General features: G+C 47.7%; 17 protein-coding genes and 1 tRNA gene. 5 read left to right on the top strand and 13 right to left on the bottom strand.

Annotated features, from left to right (window positions below; translation table 11 throughout):
* Positions 1-7: 7 nt before the first annotated feature.
* The 3 genes from M1E03_RS03370 to M1E03_RS03360 all read right to left on the bottom strand — a co-directional run bounded on the left by M1E03_RS03370 (position 8) and on the right by M1E03_RS03360 (position 3,519).
* The gene (locus M1E03_RS03370; protein WP_458110674.1) at positions 8-1,825 is read right to left on the bottom strand and encodes a polysaccharide biosynthesis protein; all 1,818 of its coding nucleotides are present in this window, start codon (positions 1,823-1,825) and stop codon (positions 8-10) included.
* 259 nt (positions 1,826-2,084) lie between these two features.
* Complete coding sequence (locus M1E03_RS03365) at positions 2,085-2,777, bottom strand: CpsD/CapB family tyrosine-protein kinase (RefSeq protein ID WP_458110673.1); 693 nt, start codon at positions 2,775-2,777, stop codon at positions 2,085-2,087.
* Positions 2,767-3,519: a YveK family protein gene (locus M1E03_RS03360; protein WP_025810730.1), complete on the bottom strand. Its 753-nt coding sequence runs from the start codon at positions 3,517-3,519 to the stop codon at positions 2,767-2,769. The genes M1E03_RS03365 and M1E03_RS03360 overlap by 11 nt, the downstream gene beginning before the upstream one ends.
* 236 nt (positions 3,520-3,755) lie before the next feature.
* On the opposite strand from M1E03_RS03360, the gene slrR reads away from it, so the two are divergent.
* Positions 3,756-4,214 (top strand): HTH-type transcriptional regulator SlrR, encoded by a 459-nt coding sequence (gene slrR, locus M1E03_RS03355; protein WP_023856335.1) that lies wholly within the window; start codon positions 3,756-3,758, stop codon positions 4,212-4,214.
* A 412-nt stretch (positions 4,215-4,626) separates the two neighbouring features.
* On the top strand, positions 4,627-5,151 hold the full coding sequence (locus M1E03_RS03350) for an NAD(P)H-dependent oxidoreductase (RefSeq protein WP_023856337.1): 525 nt from the start codon (positions 4,627-4,629) through the stop codon (positions 5,149-5,151).
* 239 nt (positions 5,152-5,390) lie between these two features.
* Here the strand turns inward: M1E03_RS03350 and M1E03_RS03345 are convergent, their stop codons facing one another.
* The 8 genes from M1E03_RS03345 to M1E03_RS03310 all read right to left on the bottom strand — a co-directional run bounded on the left by M1E03_RS03345 (position 5,391) and on the right by M1E03_RS03310 (position 14,362).
* Positions 5,391-6,674 carry an MFS transporter gene (locus M1E03_RS03345; RefSeq protein ID WP_023856339.1) on the bottom strand — a complete coding sequence of 428 codons (1,284 nt, stop codon included), beginning with the start codon at positions 6,672-6,674 and terminating at the stop codon, positions 5,391-5,393.
* 69 nt (positions 6,675-6,743) lie between these two features.
* Complete coding sequence (locus M1E03_RS03340) at positions 6,744-7,694, bottom strand: phosphoglycerate dehydrogenase (protein WP_458110672.1); 951 nt, start codon at positions 7,692-7,694, stop codon at positions 6,744-6,746.
* A 27-nt stretch (positions 7,695-7,721) separates the two neighbouring features.
* Positions 7,722-8,720 (bottom strand): 4-hydroxythreonine-4-phosphate dehydrogenase PdxA, encoded by a 999-nt coding sequence (gene pdxA, locus M1E03_RS03335; RefSeq protein WP_216919462.1) that lies wholly within the window; start codon positions 8,718-8,720, stop codon positions 7,722-7,724.
* A gap of 3 nt (positions 8,721-8,723) precedes the next feature.
* Complete coding sequence (locus M1E03_RS03330) at positions 8,724-9,995, bottom strand: four-carbon acid sugar kinase family protein (RefSeq protein WP_023856342.1); 1,272 nt, start codon at positions 9,993-9,995, stop codon at positions 8,724-8,726.
* Between the two features lie 13 nt (positions 9,996-10,008).
* Complete coding sequence (locus tag M1E03_RS03325; RefSeq protein ID WP_020453039.1) at positions 10,009-11,175, bottom strand: iron-containing alcohol dehydrogenase; 1,167 nt, start codon at positions 11,173-11,175, stop codon at positions 10,009-10,011.
* A 13-nt stretch (positions 11,176-11,188) separates the two neighbouring features.
* Positions 11,189-12,076 (bottom strand): 4-hydroxy-tetrahydrodipicolinate synthase, encoded by an 888-nt coding sequence (gene dapA / locus M1E03_RS03320; RefSeq protein WP_458110671.1) that lies wholly within the window; start codon positions 12,074-12,076, stop codon positions 11,189-11,191.
* 144 nt (positions 12,077-12,220) lie between these two features.
* Positions 12,221-13,939, bottom strand: a complete 1,719-nt coding sequence (locus M1E03_RS03315; protein WP_458110670.1) for a PrpR N-terminal domain-containing protein — start codon at positions 13,937-13,939, stop codon at positions 12,221-12,223.
* 99 nt (positions 13,940-14,038) lie between these two features.
* Positions 14,039-14,362, bottom strand: a complete 324-nt coding sequence (locus tag M1E03_RS03310) for a winged helix-turn-helix transcriptional regulator (protein WP_020453042.1) — start codon at positions 14,360-14,362, stop codon at positions 14,039-14,041.
* 172 nt (positions 14,363-14,534) lie between these two features.
* On the opposite strand from M1E03_RS03310, the gene M1E03_RS03305 reads away from it, so the two are divergent.
* From M1E03_RS03305 to M1E03_RS03295, 3 genes are all read left to right on the top strand, one after another.
* Positions 14,535-15,629 (top strand): NADH-dependent flavin oxidoreductase, encoded by a 1,095-nt coding sequence (locus M1E03_RS03305; RefSeq protein WP_458110669.1) that lies wholly within the window; start codon positions 14,535-14,537, stop codon positions 15,627-15,629.
* Positions 15,630-15,977: 348 nt separating this feature from the next.
* On the top strand, positions 15,978-17,423 hold the full coding sequence (locus tag M1E03_RS03300) for a glycoside hydrolase family 68 protein (RefSeq protein ID WP_231005564.1): 1,446 nt from the start codon (positions 15,978-15,980) through the stop codon (positions 17,421-17,423).
* A gap of 79 nt (positions 17,424-17,502) precedes the next feature.
* Positions 17,503-19,050 (top strand): glycoside hydrolase family 32 protein, encoded by a 1,548-nt coding sequence (locus M1E03_RS03295; RefSeq protein WP_195258307.1) that lies wholly within the window; start codon positions 17,503-17,505, stop codon positions 19,048-19,050.
* Positions 19,051-19,114: 64 nt separating this feature from the next.
* Here M1E03_RS03295 and M1E03_RS03290 read toward each other — a convergent pair whose 3' ends face one another.
* Both M1E03_RS03290 and M1E03_RS03285 read right to left on the bottom strand, forming a co-directional pair.
* Positions 19,115-19,267, bottom strand: coding sequence for a hypothetical protein (locus tag M1E03_RS03290; RefSeq protein WP_023856347.1), 153 nt, complete (start codon positions 19,265-19,267; stop codon positions 19,115-19,117).
* 126 nt (positions 19,268-19,393) lie between these two features.
* A tRNA-Arg gene (locus M1E03_RS03285) sits at positions 19,394-19,469 on the bottom strand.
* Positions 19,470-19,553: the final 84 nt, after the last annotated feature.

Below are 19,553 nucleotides of genomic sequence, written 5' to 3'. Positions count from 1 at the left end.
CTTCCCCCTAGTGCGCTGTCACCAGCTTTTTCTCATGCTGGCCGATCGCTTGGAACAAGCGTTCTCTCAGCTCGCGGTCTGACAAATACATAAATTCCTCCATGAATGTCTTCAGCACCGTTAGCTCGACGTCGACCGCCTTGCCGATATGAATCTTCGGAAAAACCTGCTCTGCCAGCACTTCATTTTGATTCAGCAGCTCTTCGTACATTTTTTCTCCCGGGCGGATGCCTGTAAATTCAATTTTGATCTGGTCTGTCGTATAGCCGGAGAGCTGGATGAGATTTTTGGCGAGATCGACGATTTTGACCGGTTCGCCCATATCGAGCACGAAAATCTGTCTTCCTTTGGCAAGCGCCCCCGCCTGAATAACCAGCCTTGAAGCTTCCGGAATCGTCATAAAGTACCTCGTCATGTCCTGGTGTGTGACAGTGACCGGACCGCCTCTAGCGATTTGTTTTTTGAAAATCGGAATGACGCTTCCCCTGCTGCCGAGAACATTTCCGAAGCGGACGGCGACAAATTTGGTTTTGCTCGTTTTGCCGAGATTCATGATCAGCATTTCTGCGAACCGCTTCGTCGCCCCCATGATATTGGCAGGGTTGACCGCTTTGTCTGACGAGATCAGGACAAAAGTTTCCACTCCGGTTTCGTCGGCGGCTTCAGCGACGTTTTTCGTACCGAGAATATTGTTTTTGACAGCTTCTTTCGGGCATTTTTCCATCAGCGGCACATGCTTGTGTGCAGCTGCATGATAAATGACATTCGGTTTGTAGCGTTCCATCAGCAAAAACATTTTCTCTCTGTCCTGTATGTCGGCGATTTCCGGATAATAGGCGACATGCTTTCCGAACTTCTCCTGCAGTTCCAGCAGAATCGAATGAATGCTGTTTTCTCCGTGCCCGACTAAAACAATCGATTTCGGTTTAAATTTGCTGATTTGCCGGCAGATTTCCGAGCCGATTGAACCTCCGGCTCCCGTCACAAGAACGACGCGGTCCTTGACCGTATTGGAGATTTCGCTTGTATCAAGCTGGACAGGCTCCCTTCCGAGCAAATCTTCCACTTTGACATCGCGAAGCTGGCCGACAGGATGTCTGCCGAGCAAAATTTCGTCTATTTTCGGCATGATTTGCGTTTTGATCCCCGTTTGCGCACACGCCTTGTACATGTCCTGCATCTGAGTGACGCTTAAAGATGGAATGGCGATGATGATCCGGTCAATATTCCACTGCCGAACCGCCTGCATGATCTGCTCTTTTCCGCCTAAAACGGGCAAACCCATGATTTCAAGCCGGTATTTCGTTTTGTCATCATCGATAAATGCGACAGGCTTAATGTTCAATTCCGGCTTTTGCACAAGCTGTTTTGCGATCAAACTGCCGGCAGAGCCGGCTCCGATAATCAGCGCTTTTAAGGATCCTTTGCTTTCTTTGTTCACCTGTTCCCTGATGATGCGCCACATCATCCGCGACCCGCCGATCAAGATCAGCTGGAACAGCCAGCTTAAACATAAAAGGCGAACCGGAACGTTTTGAAAGAAAAACAGTTCGAGGACCGCCGTCACAAGATGGGACAAGGTAATCGATTTAAGCAGCACATATAATTCACCGATGCTTGCGTACTCCCACACTTTTTTGTAAAGGTGGAAGCAATGGGCGAATAAATGCTGAGCCCCAAGCAGTATCAGTGAAGTCATCAGCAGCATTTCCGAAGGGTATAAATCATATGATGGCGAAATCAGCTGATATCCGATAAAGATGGACAGCAAAACCAAGTACGAATCGAGTGCGGTAATAATGGAAAGCCTTCTCCGATATGTCAATTTCCTACCTCCTAATGTATCTTTCTAGCTGATAGGATCTTTTAGGGCAAAATCCCATGAGCTAAAAAGATACGGGCGATTTTCAAATTTAAACCGAGCACGTCAATTAAATAAAAATGGGCATTTAACCCGTCCTCACGCTCCGCCATCGACGACTTGCGTCTAAGGCAGACGGGTAGTCTGCCCACGGTAGAGCCGAGTGCCTCCATCGGTAAAGGCAAGGAGACATCACCTAAAGCGGCGCAGCCGCTTCAAAAGATTACATGGTTGCGTAATTATACTGACGCGCCTTCTTCACTTTCCGCCCGTTCAACACGGCGCCGAGCAGTTCGCTTTTTGAAGAATTCAGCGCGTCCCGCGACTTGATCGCGTTATCAAGCTTTGTTTTTCCGCTGAGGATGACAAGGATGCTTCCATCCACTTGGTTCGCCAATATTTGCGCGTCTGCGACCGGCAATAGCGGCGGTGAATCAAGGAGGACTAAATCGTACTGGTTGTACGCTTCAGCAAGCAGATCCTCCATCGCCTGCGACGACAACAACTCGGACGGATTCGGAGGAATCGGACCGCTTGTCAGCACATGGAGATTTTCCGCCGGGCTTTGCTGCACGACATTTTCCAGCGTCGTTTTTTTCATCAATACATTTGTGACGCCAGAATGATTATCGAGCTCAAAAATTTTGTGAATCGTCGGCTTTCTTAAATCCGCGTCGATCAGAAGGACCTTTTTTTCCTGTTGCGAAAATACGACCGCCAAGTTTGAAGCCGAGAATGATTTGCCCTCTCCCGGGAGGCCCGATGTGATGAGCAATGATTTAAACGGCTTCTCAAAGGATGAGAACTCAATGTTCGTCCTGATCGTCCGGTATTGTTCGACGATCGGCGCATTAGGCTGATGCAATGCGACAAGCGCCGATTGATATTTGCGAGAGCGTTTTTTTCTAATAGCCAAGCGGCTCACTCCTTCCTGCTTTCACACGGATATTCATATCGGGGTCTCCGCGAAACAGACTTTTTGTATGCTTCATTTGCTCAATACTTCCCAAATAAATAAATCCCGCTTCCTTTTCGACTTGAGACGGCCTTGCAACCGTATCATCGATAAAATCCAAAAAGAACGCCAAAGCGATTCCGGTCATTATTGCGGCGCCGAATGCCAGCAAAATATTCATTTTGTAATTCGGTCTGACAGGAGTCGGCGAATCGACGATGTCGGCTTTTGAAAGGACGGTTATCCGATCGGTGTTCATGATTTGCTTAATCTCTTTTTTGAGCACCGCTGTTAGCGTGTTCGCTATATCGGCTGCCCGTTTCTGATTTTCGTCTTGAACTGTAATGTTAATAATCTCTGATTCGCTTTCACTGCTCGTTGCGATTTTTTCACCCAACCGGCCGGCAGAGTAAGGTAAATCAAGCTCTCTCTTGACTTGCTCCAAAATCACCGGGTTCTTCAGAAGCGCTTGGAATGTCCGCGTGTATTGCAGGTTGATTTGAATATCGCTGTACGTGGCGCTCCCTTTTTTCTCTCCTACTTGATGCACCAAAATCTGCGTCGATGCCTGATAGACAGGTGTCAGCACATAGAACTGAATGATTCCGGTCGTCAATGTTACACCTATTGTCAAAACGAGAATAAGAACCGTTCTTTTTCGCAAGATTGCAATCAGTTCTCTAAAATCAATATTTTCTTTCATGCTTGACTGCCTCCTCAGGAATGCCGTTTGTTAATGATTGGATTATAAAAGAAAAAATTTGAATTGAAAAATGCTGAATTTAGCTATATAGTTCTTTTTAGAGAACAAATCCGTTCGTTTTCTTTTATTTTCTGTCGATATCTTAAATTTTTGAATTTTATAAAGAACAAATTATTTCTTATAATGAACAGGAAAGCGTTTTTATATGAATGGCAAGGGGAAGAGGAGGAATCAGTATGATCGGAAGAGTCATCCGAATGTACAGAAAAAGAAAAGGCTACTCCATTAACCAGCTTGCTGATATAGCAGGCGTATCAAAATCATATTTAAGCAAAATCGAACGCGGCGTTCACAGAAATCCGTCAGTCGAATTCCTAAAAAAAATCTCCCGTGCGCTGAAAGTGGAATTAAAGGAATTGTTTGATACCGAAGTGATCCTTTATCGCCGGACCGAGCATGAAGACGAGTGGAGAACCCACCTTGTACAGGCCGTGCAGGCGGGGATGAACCAGGAAGAACTGTTTCAATTCACACACCGTCTCAAACAGAAAAAGAAAGAACGGACGCTTTATCGAAACAGGGAGCTGACCCAAGCCAATATCGACGAATGGAGAGCCCTTATGTTGGAGGCCAAAGAAATGGGATTAACCGTCAAAGAAGTAGAAGCGTTTTTGATGAGAACAAAAAACCATTAATTCATCCTGCATTCATATTTAATTTTTTAGAAGATAACGGGAGCTTTTGACTTGAACCATTCATCCGGATATAAATCCACATTTCCATTTCAACTTGCCTAAAATTCGGAATAATCGCATTAATAGATATCGCCCGATCATGAAGATCCATGTCTATAGCTCCGTTTTCACCTGTTTGCCTTATTTTTTCATGGCAGTCTTTAAGAGACTTTTTACTTATGTTTATATATAAATGAAGAAACTCGGATTTTGACCTTTCGCATCTTCCTCCAAGGCATGCAAATTCTGTGTCTTGCGGCTTATATCAAGACCTTTGTCACGGCCCGATTCCTTGAATAGGGATGAAGCGTTTTTGTTGAATCCAAGCTGGCTGTTCGTTAAGATGAATAAAATGGAAGAAGGAGATGGAATCATGAAAGTATTGGTACTCGCATTTCATCCGAATATGGAGCAGTCAGTTGTGAACAGAGCATTTGCAGACACATTGAAAGATGCACCCGGCATTACATTCCGCGACCTTTATCAGGAATATCCTGACGAGGCCATTGATGTGGAAAAAGAACAAAAACTTTGTGAAGAACACGATCGGATCGTCTTCCAGTTTCCGCTTTATTGGTACAGCTCGCCGCCACTTTTAAAAAAATGGCTGGACCACGTTTTTCTCTACGGCTGGGCATACGGAACAAACGGCACAGCGCTTCACGGCAAAGAATTCATGGTCGCTGTATCGGCGGGCGCTCCCGAAGAAGCCTATCAGGCCGGCGGGTCAAATCACTATACGATCAGCGAACTGTTACGCCCTTTTCAGGCGACAAGCAACTTCATCGGTACTACATACCTTCCGCCGTACGTCTTCTATCAAGCGGGCACGGCCGGAAAAAGCGAGCTTGCTGAAGGTGCGACACAATACAGGGAGCATGTGCTGAAGTCATTTTAAATGAGAAAAGCCCGGCTTATGAGCCGGGCTTGCAGATTGTTGACAAAATCCCAAAACGACTTTTTGTTTTGGGATTTTGTCATCCTTTCAGCGTGATTGAAAACCCTTGCAGTCTAGGAAGACCGAGCATCGGAGCGGAGCGAATGTTGGGATTCGTGAGCACCGACGCGCAGGCCTGACAACGAATGCGAGGGTTTGTCGACACGCTGAAAGCCCGGCTTATGAGCCGGGCTTGTTCCTTATACTTGAATCTGTTTCACTTTTCCCAATAGGAATAAATAATTTAAAATGGCAATGACGATCAAGGCAGCTGAAAAAAGGAGCGCCGGCACGAAAGAACCCGTTGCGCCAACGATGAAGCCGGTAATGATGGGCCCGACCACTCCGCCCATATTAGAGACTGTATTTTGAATACCGGCAACCATCGACGTCATATTTTTCGGAGCCACATCCCCCGGAAGCGCCCAGACTTGGGACGCGGCGACAGTCGTTCCCGATTTCGCTACACAAAGAAGGATGACAGCCAGGATAGCAGAATCTGCAAAAGCGGCAAAACCGATGCACGAAGCCATGGCAAGCCCGATAATTAAAAACAGTTTCCGGACGGCTGTCAGCGACAGTTTTCCCTTTGCATATATCCGGTCGGACATCCACCCGGCTCCGACTTCAACGACCATTGCAGTCAAAAGCGGCAGAGACGCCATAATCCCCATCTCGATTAAATCCATGCCCCTTTCTTTGACAAGGTATGTCGGCAGCCATGTGATAAAGAAGTAAGAATTATAATTGATCATGAAAAATCCGATGCACATCGCCCATATGTTTCGATATTTGAATAGCTGATACCACTTCAGCGGCTGGCCGCCGCCCGTTTCTTCCATGTGAGCCTGCCCTTCCCGAATATGAGCCAGTTCCGCCTCATTGACGCGCTTATGATCTGCGGGATTCTCCTTAAAGAAAATCATCCAGACAATTCCCCACACGACACCGACAAGTCCGATCAAAAGAAACGTCAGTTTCCAGTCAAAGACCGCTATCATCCAGGCAATCAAAGGCATGGCAACAGCTCCGCCAAACTTTGACCCGCTGTCAAAAATTCCGGCTACTGTCGCCCTTTCTTTTTTCGGAAACCATTTGGCGGCGATCCCCGCATTGCTCGGATATGCAGCAGCCTCTCCGACTCCCAGTGCGACCCGCAGCCCGAGCAGGGATTTGAAGCCTGTCGCAAGACCCGTCAGCGCCGTAGCAACAGACCACCAGACGACCGCAAAACCGAGCGTTTTTTTCTGGCCATACTTGTCGGCCGCCCAGCCTGAAGGCAGCTGCAGCAAAGCGTACGACCAGAAGAAACCGGACATGATGATTCCCATTTGGCCGGCTGTCAAGTTGAATTCCTCGGTAATATAAGGAGCGGCAGCCGAGAGCACTGTCCGGTCAATATAATTGATGGCAATCGCAGCCCACATCATAAACGCGACAACCCAGCGTACATTTGACTTTTTTTGAATCGGGTGATTCAACATGTTATCCACCTCATCCCATTTGTAGAAAACGCTTTCAAATCATGATGCAGGGCATGAATGAAAACACATTCACAACCCGTTGACGACAAACTCCGGTTTTTGTTTGTCGATCAGTACACTAGCGATGTTTTTGACGCATATCATCCCAAGGTTCTGTACGGCATCTCGGGTGTACCCCGCGATATGCGGCATGGCGATAAAACGGTCCAGCTCAAAGAGAGGGTGCTGCTTCAGCGGTTCGGTTTGATACACGTCAAGCGCAGCCCCTGCGATGCTCCCGTTCGCCAAGGCATCATATAACGCACACTCAGACACGATGCCTCCCCTTGAAGCATTGATCAGATAAGATGTTTCTTTCATAGCGGCTAATTCTTTTTCACCCATCATGTTTTCCGTTTCGGCTGTGAGCGGCATATGAAGGGTGATAAAGTCGCTTTCTTTCAAGAGGTGATCAAGCTCCGTAAATTGGATGTGATGATCGGCTGCGAATGCACGATCGGGAAACACATCATAGGCTAAAACAGTCATATTGAAGCCTTGCGCCCGTTTGGCGACTTCTTTTCCGATCATGCCAAGTCCGACGATGCCGAGTGTTTTGCCGTAAACGTCAGATCCAAAAATCCTCGGCCATTTTCCCAGCTTAGTCTCCCTGTCGGCTGCAGGAATCTGTCTTGCAGCCGATAGCATGAGGCCGAATACAAAATCGGCGACTGCATGCTTGTTGGCGTTGGGAGCATTCGTCACCCAGACATTGCGCTCTTTCGCAGCGTGCAGATCAATATTGTCGACACCGACGCCATGTTTGCAGACAATTTTTAAAGAAGGGAGACGATCCAGGACATACGGCGTAATCTGGTTAAACGCCACGATCGCGGCATCCGCTCCGCCTGCTGCTTCTATGAACTGCTCCTCGGTTATATCTGCAGGAAGGCGTTCCAGCGATATGCCTTTTTTCTTCAAAAACAAGACGGGATTGTCTGAGTATTTCGCAAATGACGGTGATGTACATACGACTTTCATAAGATGCACCAACCTTCTTTCATTTTTCTACGATTTGGGCGCCAGCTCAGCGGCTGACCGCAAAGCAGCGAGCATGCTTCTTTCATCGGCTTTGTTCTGCCCCGCAATGTCAAATGCGGTTCCGTGGTCGACAGAGGTGCGTATGATCCCGCCGTTTAATCCGACCGTAATGTTGACGCCCTCTTCCAACCCGAGGACTTTGACCGGTATATGCCCCTGGTCGTGGTAGCAGGCTACGACCAGGTCAACATCTCCTCTGACAGCTTTGTAAAACAGCGTGTCTGCGGGGTATGGGCCGCTGGCATCAATTCCCTCAGCTGCCGCCTGCTCAATCCCCGGAAGCAATTGCCGTTCTTCCTCGCCGCTTCCAAACAGGCCGTTTTCCCCTGCATGGGGGTTGATTCCGCAAACAGCAATTTTCGGCTGTTCGAATCCGGCTCTTGTCAATGTATCATGTGCGAGACGGATGACTTTATAGGTCCGCTCCGGCGTAATCGACTGAATCGCCTCGATCAGCCCTTGATGCGTTGTCAGGTGAATCACCTTCAGCTTTGGCGAAGCCAGCATCATGCTGTAGTCTGTCGTATTCGTTAAATGAGCGAGAATTTCCGTATGCCCCGGGTATCGGTGTCCGCCTTTATGCAGCGCCTCCTTATTTAAAGGCGCTGTGCAAATCGCTTGAATACAGCCTTTTTTAGCGAGCTCAACCGCTTTTTTCACGAAATGAAAAGCGGCGTTTCCAGCTTCAGCCGATACCTTTCCGACAGGCAGGTTTTCAGGGAGCAGATCGATATCGAGACAATCGATCTTTCCATGTACAAAACCGCCCTCGTCCGGATGCCCGACCTTGTTAATGACAACCTCTGATCCGATTTGGAAGGCGGCTTTTTTCAGCATTTTCATATCGCCGATGACGAGCGGCCTGCACATGTCATACACTTCGCGGGACTTGAGGGCTTTTACGATAATTTCCGGACCGACGCCTGCCGCGTCGCCCATTGTAATGCCGATAACCGGTTTCTTCATTGTTTATCCTCCTTGTAGCTTGATTGCCGCACTTGCCATCACCGAACGCGAGCCAAAATTTCCGGCCTTTGTCACAATGTACAATTCTTCACCGGCTGCTCCCAGCGGAATGCCGGGCTCTACTTCGTCCAGCAATCGTATCTCATGAATCCGAAGCTGATGCAGCACTTGGTATGCCGTGTCACCTCCGGTTAAAAACAGACGTCTCACATGAAAGGCTTGAATCAGCTCGCCCGCCAATTCGCCTAGTGCACCGGACACCGCATTGCTCGTTTGAACCGGGGTGAGTCCGCGGCTTTCACCAATCTTCTGTGTCTCTGCCGCATTGTCCGAGGTGCAGAGGACGATGTGTTTCGAACGGCGGCGGACGTCCGCCGCCCTCTCCTTCAGCCGTTCGAACTCGTTTCTTTTCTCAGCTCCGCCGCACAGCACGCGCTCTGATCTCATTTCAATTTTTTCAGCCGCACGTCCGGCGAATAGTTCGTGAAGCTGTTCCCTCCCCTTCCGACTCATGCTTCCGACGACAAACATGATCGGCTGGTCGGAAAACGGAACGGTTTGACCGAGCTCCCTTTCTTTCAGATTGAACGCTTTGGGCAGGCAGCTCATCAAGCCTGCCGAACCGGCTAAAATGATAGAATACGGCAAACTCTCCAAAATAAGCGCCAGATCCTGCAGATCGGATTCGTGAACCGAATCGGCCGTCACATATGAAATCCCTTCCGCCCGAAAGCGTTCCAGCTTGTTGCGAACATGCCCGTGTCCGCGGCGGATGTCTTCATATGATAAATGTCCGCTCTTATTTCGAGTCTGCTTTTCTATTAATCTTTGAATATTCGACTCGGCTACAGGCGTTTTCGGATCGTTTGCCGCTTCGGTTTCTTCAAGCTTTACGCCGTTCACATAATGGACGCCGCCGATAACCTGACGTCCGTTTTGAGGGTAGCCGGGAGCGATCAGCACAAAATCCGGCTGAAACACTTCGTGCATCGCTTGAAGCTCGGCTCCGATATTTCCCCTCATCGTGCTGTCGATTTTTTTGTAGACGATATCAAACGATTGCCGGGAGATGTGTTCACTGATGTTTTTCACAGTCGCCTTCGCCTCTGCGGCTGACAGCGATCTGCTGTCCGTATTGAAAATAACGACGCCTTCCGTTTCCCGTCTGGTGAATTCGGCGTCGAGTTTGACGGAAACATCCATCCCGTAATGAACAAGCTGACCGCCGCAGTCGTTCGCTCCCGTCAAATCATCCGCGATGATTGCAATTTTCAAATGTCTTCATCCTTTAGTTGATTAGTTTTCGATAGATGTCTTTTATATTTTCCAGACTGAGCGGTTTCGGATTGTTATGAAGCAGGCGCGTCACTTTTGAAGCTGAGTCGGCTAAATCGTCCACGTCGCTCGCGGTTACGCCGAACGCTTTCAAATCCTGAGGAATATTCAGCCGCTTCGTCCACTCTCTTATTTTCTGCACAACAGCCTCAGCCGCTTGTTCGGCGGTCAAATCAGATGCAGCGATTCCCATCGTTTCTGCCGCAAGAGACAGCCGTTTTGTAATGGCATCCATATTAAACTCCATCACATGCGGAAGGAGCATCGAATTGGCGACACCGTGGGGAATTCGGTATTTCCCCCCAAGCGGATAGGCGAGGGCATGAACGGCAGCAGTACCGGCAGCCGTCAGCGCCATTCCGCCATACGTCGAACCGAGCAGCATGTTTTCTCTCGCTTGTATCGATGAACCGTTTTCATACGCTTCCACAATACTTGCCGAAATCAATCTGATGGATTCTAAAGCGAACATATCGCTGATCGGGTTTGCTTTCGTCGAAATGAACGATTCAAGCGAATGGGTGAATGCATCCATTCCGGTAGCCGCCGTAATTGATTTTGGCAATCCAAGGGTGATGATCGGGTCAAGAATGACAAGTTTCGGCAAAAGAAGCGGACTGACGATGCCGACTTTCAATTCCTCTTCGGGAAGCGTAACGATCGCGTTCGGCGTCACCTCTGCGCCTGTCCCCGAGGTACTCGGAATCAGCACGGTCGGGATTCCCGGCTTTTCGACCAAATCTGTCCCGAGCAGCTCCTCGACCTTTTTTGAATTCGTTTGCAGCACGGACAATATTTTCGTTCCGTCCAGCACGCTGCCTCCGCCGATTCCGATGAGAATGTCGTATCGTTTATCACGGATTCCTCTAAATACGTCTTCAATATTTTGTGCGGTCGGTTCCGGCAATATGGCTGTGCAAACATCTGACTGAATGCCAATCTCTGTAAGCTGAGCCTGTACTTCTCCGATCGCGCCAAGTTTGACAATCGACGGCTGGGTAATAATCAGCGCCCTGTCCGCCTTCGGTACAATCGTTCGTACATGATCTTTGAGCCTGCGGATGGAATGTTCGCCCGCAACGATATGATCGGCTGTCCGAAATTGATAATTCGCTGGCATTCTTGAAACCTCCCTATTTTGATTGATAGTAAGCGACCATTTTTTCGACCTCCAAGAGCGCCGAACCGGCCAGCTCTTGGACGGGCGCTTTCGGCGGGCCTACAGGGATTGAATAAAGCCCAACCGCTTTTTTCAGTGCCGCCGGGATCGTACCTAAACGAAATGTATCGCGAAGCGGCTGAAGCTCCAGCTGGGCAGCCTCCGCCTTTTCAGTCTCACCCTCTGACCAATGGTGGTAAATCGACGTTACGATATCAGGGAGCATATTTGCTGTTGCTGCAACTGCTCCCGCTCCTCCCGCTTGAAGCGTTTTCAATATGAGCGAATCGGTGCCTGCAAAAACGGAAAAGTCCTCATTTTTCGTCTGCTCGATATACTGCTGTATGTTTTCAAAGTTTCCGCTGCTGTCCTTAATTCCAACGATATTATCCACTTTCGCAAGCTCTGCCACTGTTTCTGGATCTAAATGGAAACCTGTTTTTGAAGGGATATTGTACAAAAGGACCGGAAGTGAAACGGATGCCGCAATTGTTTTATAATGCACCGCCGCTTCTTCCTGTGTCGGTGGAATAAAGAATGGCGTGATGACCGACAGCGCATCTGCGCCAAGCCTCTCCATTTTCTTAGAAAGCCAGATCGCTTCTTCTGTGCTGTTTCCTCCGCTCCCTACCATGACGGGAACGCGTCCTGCCGTCTCTTGAATGATGATTTCTGCAACTTTCAGCTTGTCTCCGGTGTTGAACATATGAAATTCCCCGTTGGTACCCAACGCAAAAAGCCCGTGTACATGAGCATCGATCAAATGGTTTGTCAGCTGTTTCAACGCCGATTCATCAATGCTTTGATCTTCTGTGAGCGGTGTCAGCATAGCGGGATAAATCCCCTTTGGTACGAATCCCATGATTGCCTCCCCTTCCTGTAAAGCGTTTTCAAAAATGATTATATACATAAATGTTTCAATAATCAACGTTATTTATCTAATTATTTTTTATTTATTGTTGCATATTAAAACAAAAAATAAAACACCGGTTTAGCCGGTGTCTTATCAATGTGACGATTTCAATTTTCTCCAAAGCGTCGTTCTGTTGATGCCGAGCCTTTCCGCTGTTCTTGTTTGATTGTTCCCTTCTTCGGCATAGATTTTTTGAATGATTCTTTTTTCGATCTCTTCGAGCGTTCCGGATAAATCGATGTCTTCTCTTTCTTCCTCGTTCAAGCGGCTCAGGGCCCGTTCGGCGTCAGCCTTCTCGATATAAACGCCCTGCGCTTCAAGGACACAGTTTTGGACCGTTTTTCTCAATTGGCTGAGGTTGCCCGGCCATTTCGCTTCTTCAAGCAGAACACCAGCTTCGCTTCGAAAGCCGACGATTTGTTTGCCGAATGCCTCATTGCTTTCCGCAATAAACAGATAAGCCAGATGCAAAATATCCTCTTTTCTTTCGGAAAGAGGGGGAACGTCCAGTTCCAAATGACAAAGCGCATCATATAAATCGCTTAAAAATTCCCCGGCGCGCCTGCGGGAAGAAGAAACGATCAGCCTCGGCCCGTCATACGGTTCGCTGATCCGCCTGAGTAAAAGCCGTTGCGAGGACGGCGGCATGCGATCGACTTGTTTGATGTATAGCGTTCCTCTCCCTGAAAAGAATTCTTCGCTTTCACACGCCTGTTCCCATTCTGCTTCAGACAGCAAACCGGCATCGATTTTTCGAAACGGCTCATGCTTGTCCTCCCCCTTCATATGGATCAGCCCGGCCAAGCTCTCTTTCCCTGAGCCGGGCGCTCCGTTGATCCATATGGGTTCCCGCCTTGCCGCGAACAACTCCGCTTTTTTCAGCACCTGCTGCATCGTTTCGTTCCTCGATGTTTCCATATAACTCATCCGTAAAGGAGAAAGAATCGCTGCTCCAGGCAAAGAAGAAACGTGAACATCTTTTGCATTTTCCGCGGTAAATACGGTCAATGCCTCGTCTGATGCGAAAAACCTGCGCCCCGTGATATTCCATGTCCGCCCATGCTTTCGGAATCTAAAATGGATGACTCCCTTCTTTTCCGCTTCCCCGATCAGCTCTTCCAGATGATCCAACAAGCCGATTTGTTCGGCAAATACGCCGTTTTGAAAAACCGGCCGCAATGTCTTGTTGTATACTGCATAACCGGTCTCGGCCTTTTGTAAAATGTGATACGGCACAGCGTACTTCTGCTTGATGCTCTCTAAAAAGGAATACAGTTTTTTAGCGTATGCAAAAGCTTTGGCAATGCTTTCTTTTCCGGATGTCAAAAGCAGTCCGTTTAAACCGAGCTGCTCTGCTTTCTCAATTGTGATCACATCGCCGATAATGATCTGATAGCCCTGTTCTTTGAGCTGAAGAAGCACCGGTTCAACATCGCGTTCGTCTGATACGGTGCAGGCGTCGATCCGGATATCCAAAATTTCGCACACTGCTGACGCGCCGTCGGCAATCATCGGAAATCCGACAATTGCCGCTTTGCCGGGATAGCCCTTGGCAAGCGTAAGCACACGCAGCATATCGTATCCCGACACTTCGATATCCACAACCGGAATGGAAACTTCTTGCTGGATCAGCTCAGCGGTTCCACCTCTGCTGATAATCAAATCAGTCCCGTTTGCTTCCGCTTGCTTCGCCAGCTCCACACCCTTCTCTAAATCTCCGGAAGCCGCCTCGAATTCAAAATCCTCGCCGCCTGCCACTTGAATCATCAGCTCTTTTAATCCTTCATATGGAGCAATTGCCATCACTTTCATATTCGATCACCTTTTGTTGCAAATTTAAACACATTATCACTATACCAAAAGGCAGAAATATTTGGAACCGCAAAACGAAGGTAAAATAAAAAGGCTCCATTACGGAAGCCATTTTTCCCCCCACGCGGCCATCTCTTTAAAAATGCCGTGGAACTCTTTACCTTTTTCTGTTAATTCATATTCTACAGTAACAGGAACCGTCGGGAACACCTTCCGGGAAATCATACCGCTTTCTTCAAGATGTCTTAATGTGTCAGTTAATCCTTTAGTGTTGACGTTTCCCAAGTTCCTTCTGAGCTCGTTGAATCGCCGCTTGCCCTGAATGAGCTCGGCGAGAACCAAAAATGACCATTTACCGGAGAAAATTTTCAATACACCCTGTATTAAAGAAGAGCATTCTTTATGATCGACAGCTGAATTCATAGCAATTCCTCCATTGCCTCATTCGCCAATTTTGACTTGATCCTACCATATGGACACCAGAGCATTCAAGAGAACGATCTTACGGTTTATTTTTATAAAGCATATATAAAAAAATTGCGTTCTTGTGGAGCCTCACGGTGGTTGCTATGGTTATATCAAAAGGAGGAAAAACATGAAAAAACAATACGATTCTTTATTCACACCCTTTACTTTTAAAAACGGCATCCAATTGAAAAATAGAATCATCATGCCGCCAATGGGGCATTCATCCTCTATGCCTGGAGGATTCATTTCTGACGACGAACTCGTCTATTATGCCGCGCGGGCGACAGATGTCGGGATGGTCATCACATCTGCGACAACCGTACAGCCCGGAACCGGATTTCCCGGCATTCCCGGAGCTGAGAACGATGATCAAATCCCGGGACTAACCCGGCTTGCAGCCACTTTAAAGAAACATGGAGCAAAAGCAATCCTGCAGCTCTTCCATCCTGGAGCCAAAGGTATAGAGCAGACGGTCAGTGCCAGCGCCGTCGCTCCGAATCAACCGAATGCACCGGTGCCAAGGGCACTGTCTGAGCAAGACATTCAAGACCTTATCCATTCTTTCGGCCAGGCGGCGCGAAGAGCGATCGAAGCCGGGTTTGACGGAGTCGAAATTCACGGCGCAAACGGGTATCTCATCCATCAGTTCTTCTCCCCTTATTACAACCGGCGAAACGACAGCTGGGGCGGCACTTTAGAGAAACGGATGAGATTTCCGCTTCAGATCATAGAAGAAATCAGACGTGTAGCGGAAAGCTGTCATAAGCCGTCCTTTATCATCGGCTACAAGTTTTCGCCCGAAGAGCCGGAAACGCCCGGAATCACAATGGCTGAAACGTTGCCTTTCGTCAATGTACTGCGGGAACAAGCATTGGATTACCTGCACGTTTCTCTCATTGATTTCCGGTCCTTGCCGCGCCGTGGTGCAGACAAATTCCGCACGCGGATGGAACTGATCAAAGAAGCGGTCGGGGACCGTCTTCCTCTGATCGGAGCCGGGAAAGTACACACACCGGAAGATGCCGTTCAAGCGCTGAAAACAGGAGCCGATCTCGTCGGAATCGGTCGGGGACTTCTGATGGATCCGGAATGGCTTCAAAAAGTTCAAGCCGGAAAAGAGGACGATATTCAAACAACCCTGTCAAGACATGATCAACGAAAGCTCGCAATTCCAGATGCCTTTTGGGAAAGTATACCGATGTATATTGATTTCAACGATTGACGATTCCTCCTTATACGGACTATAGATTCATTAAAAAAGGTGCCTTTTAGCTTAAAATTGATGTCATTTGCAAAAAAATGTATGAGAAAAGAGGAACTTAGACCAGTTGAGTCCCAGAGATGAGTATATTAGAATGATGGTAATTCAATATTGTCGGGATTGTTACTGTCTAAGCAGGCAAGACCTAAAATGTGTGAAGGGCGAAGTCTATCTTTTGCCTATATGACCTTGCACATTTTAGGTCTTTTTTCTGTTCTTCAGGACAATGCCGCAGTTAGGAGGGATGATTGGAAACGTTCATGTTGTCAGGAGCAATCTGTTACATATTGAAAAAGGGAGGAAATATTGATGAACATCAAAAACATCGCTAAAAAAGCGTCTGCCTTAACCGTCGCAGCAGCTCTGCTTGCGGGAGGTGCGCCGCAAACCTTTGCAAAAGAAACGCAAGATTACAAGAAGAGTTACGGATTTTCTCATATCACAAGACATGACATGCTGAAAATTCCCGAACAGCAAAAGAGCGAACAATTTAAAGTTCCTCAATTCGATCCGAAAACCATCAAAAACATCCCTTCAGCAAAAGGTTATAACAAAAATGGAGAACTGATCGATTTAGACGTATGGGACAGCTGGCCGCTGCAAAATGCCGACGGAACAGTCGCTACATACCACGGCTACAATCTTGTTTTCGCGTTGGCGGGCGACCCGAAAGACGTCGATGACACATCCATCTACTTGTTCTATCAAAAGAAAGGCGAAACTTCCATCGACAGCTGGAAAAACGCCGGCAGAGTGTTTAAAGACAGCGACAAATTCACTCCTGACGATCCGTACCTTAAGTATCAAACACAAGAGTGGTCAGGTTCCGCCACGCTGACAAAAGACGGAAAAGTCCGACTGTTTTACACAGCTTTCTCCGGCACGCAATACGGCAAACAGACGCTGACAACGGCTCAGGTCAACTTCACGCAGCCGGATTCGGACACACTGAAAATTGATGGTGTAGAAGATCATAAATCGGTCTTTGACGGCTCCGACGGCTCAGTGTACCAAAACGTTCAGCAATTCATTGACGAAGGAAACTACAGCTCCGGCGACAACCATACGCTGAGAGACCCGCATTATGTGGAAGATCACGGCCGCAAATATCTCGTATTTGAAGCCAATACGGGAACAAAAACCGGCTATCAGGGAGAAGACTCTCTATTCAACAGAGCTTACTACGGAGGCAGCAAGCAGTTCTTTAGAGGAGAAAGCAGCAAGCTGCTTCAAGGAGCGAACAAAAAGAACGCTTCATTAGCTAACGGCGCACTCGGAATCATCGAATTAAATAAAGATTATACGCTGAAAAAAGTCATGAAGCCTTTGATCGCCTCCAATACGGTGACTGATGAAATCGAACGGGCCAACCTCTTCAAAATGAACGGAAAATGGTATCTGTTCACAGATTCAAGAGGATCAAAAATGACAATTGACGGCATTGGTGCAAAAGACATTTATATGCTCGGCTATGTATCAGATTCACTAACCGGGCCATTCAAGCCTTTAAACAAATCCGGACTTGTTTTGCACATGGACCTTGATTACAATGACATCACATTTACTTATTCACACTTTGCCGTACCGCAGAAAAAAGGCGACAAAGTCGTCATCACGAGCTACATCACAAACAGAGGAATTTCAAACGAGCATCACGCCACATTTGCACCAAGCTTTTTGCTGAAAGTCAAAGGATCAAAAACATCCGTTGTCAAAAACAGCATTCTTGAACAGGGACAATTAACGGTAAACTAATAAAACGAACGAAAGAAAATGCCGGTGAACATCGGCATTTTCTTTCGTGTGTCATCTTAGAATAAAGCGGGGAATTTTCTTGAAGAAGACAGTATATAAGCGGATTAGCATTTTAACTGTTTGTCTTGGAATCTTCATCATGATATTGGCTTCAGACCGGGAAACAGAAAAAAAGGGAGAATCCCCGGAAACACCGGAATATCGCGCGGCTTTCCATTTGACAACCCCTGACAAGTGGAAAAACGACCCTCAAAAGCCCGTCTATTTCAATGGAAAATATCATTACTACTATCTCTATAACCGGGACTATCCGGACGGCAATGGGACAGAGTGGCGCCACGCGGTGTCAGATGATCTCGTCCACTGGCAGGATCAAGGGGTTGCCATTCCGAAATATACGAATAAAAACGGCGATCCTTGGTCCGGTTCTGTCGTTGTCGACTCACAAAACACAGCCGGCTTCGGCAAAGGGGCGATCGTGGCGATTATGACGCAGCCTTCGGCCAATGACGGGAAGGAAGAACAATTTTTATGGTACAGCCAAAATGGTGGAAAAACATTTAAACCTTACGGTGAAGAGCCGGTATTGCCTAATCCGGACACCGTCGATTTCAGAGATCCGAAAGTGATCTGGGATGAAGAGGATGATAAATGGGTGATGGCGCTGGCTGAAGGAACGAAAATCGGCTTTTACGAATCACAAAATCTGAAGGAATGGCGTTATACAAGTAGTTTTCAAACAGAAAATATCGGCATCATCGAATGTCCGGATCTATTCAAGATGCGGGCGGATGACGGAACATATAAATGGGTTCTCGGAGCAAGCGCAAATGGAAAAGGTGCCGGCAAGCCGAATACTTATGCATACTGGACAGGCAGCTTCAACGGCAACGAATTTACCGCGGACGAAGCGGAACCTCAGTGGCTTGATTACGGCTTTGACTGGTATGCGGGCGTGACATTTGAGGACGGCGAAACAGACGATCAATACGAGAAACGCTATGCTTTGGCGTGGATGAATAACTGGGATTATGCAAACCGGACGCCGACATGGAAAGACGGCTTTAACGGAACCGATTCGATCGTCCGGCAAATTCAGCTTAAACATAAAGGCGGAAATCAATACAGCCTTGCCTCTCATCCAATCGATCAATTGGATGAATTAACCGAATCGACAGATGAGTTTGAGCGCATCGAAGTAAACGGATCAAAAACGCTTCAGATTAAGGCAAATACCTATCAGCTTGAGGCGGATATCTCGTGGGCCGATCTTAAAAACGCGGGATTCAGGCTAAGAGAATCCGCGGATCGAAAACGCCATATCGATGTAGGAATTTCGGCTGAAGGCGGTTATTCTTTTGTGAACAGAGGATTTACAGGACAGCCTGACAGCACCCGCACCTATTTGGAAAGCAAAGCACCGTTTGATCCGGAAAAAAAGCGGGTGCATTTCACAATCATCGTAGATCAAAACACTGTCGAAGCGTTTATTGATGACGGCGAAACGACGCACTCAAACCTTGCATTTCCAGACCTGAATGATACGGGTATCACGCTCTTTACCGAAAATGGAGCGGCCGTCTTTGAAAATCTAAAGATCAAACATATGCGTTCAATCCACGATTAAACAACAACGGGCGGCCAAGCGGCCGCCCGTTGTTGTAAAAGCGCAAAAAAGCGAGCCTTCCAGCTCACTTTCCGTTTCGTTTCGGCACAACAGCAGACAACAAAATCCCCGCCCCGAGGCCGATCAAAAGCCCCGGTGCCGGATGGTCGAATAATATCCCGATGCCTAATCCAATCAACAGTCCTGACGGTATAAAATAATTGTGTTTTTTGTCCATTTAATCCCGCCCCTTCGTCTAGTCATCACGAGTGACCCCAATTGATATATGCTTCCGGGGAGTCAAATACGACTAAAAGTGCACAAAAAAACAAGGGCGGCTAATGCCAAACCCTTGTCTTGAAAACGCGCTCGGAGGGATTCGAACCCCCGGCAGACGTGGTACCGGAAACCACCGCTCTATCCAGCTGAGCTACGAGCGCACAATATAATTTTTTAACGTCAGCAATTTATATTATAAGGGCTGTTCTTTAAAAAGTCAATCACAATCTCTTGCTCGAAACAAT

This window comes from Bacillus sp. PK6-013 (assembly GCF_054161445.1).
The sequence above is the reverse complement of the archived record's forward strand: the minus strand, read 5'-3'. Positions and strand labels throughout refer to the sequence as shown.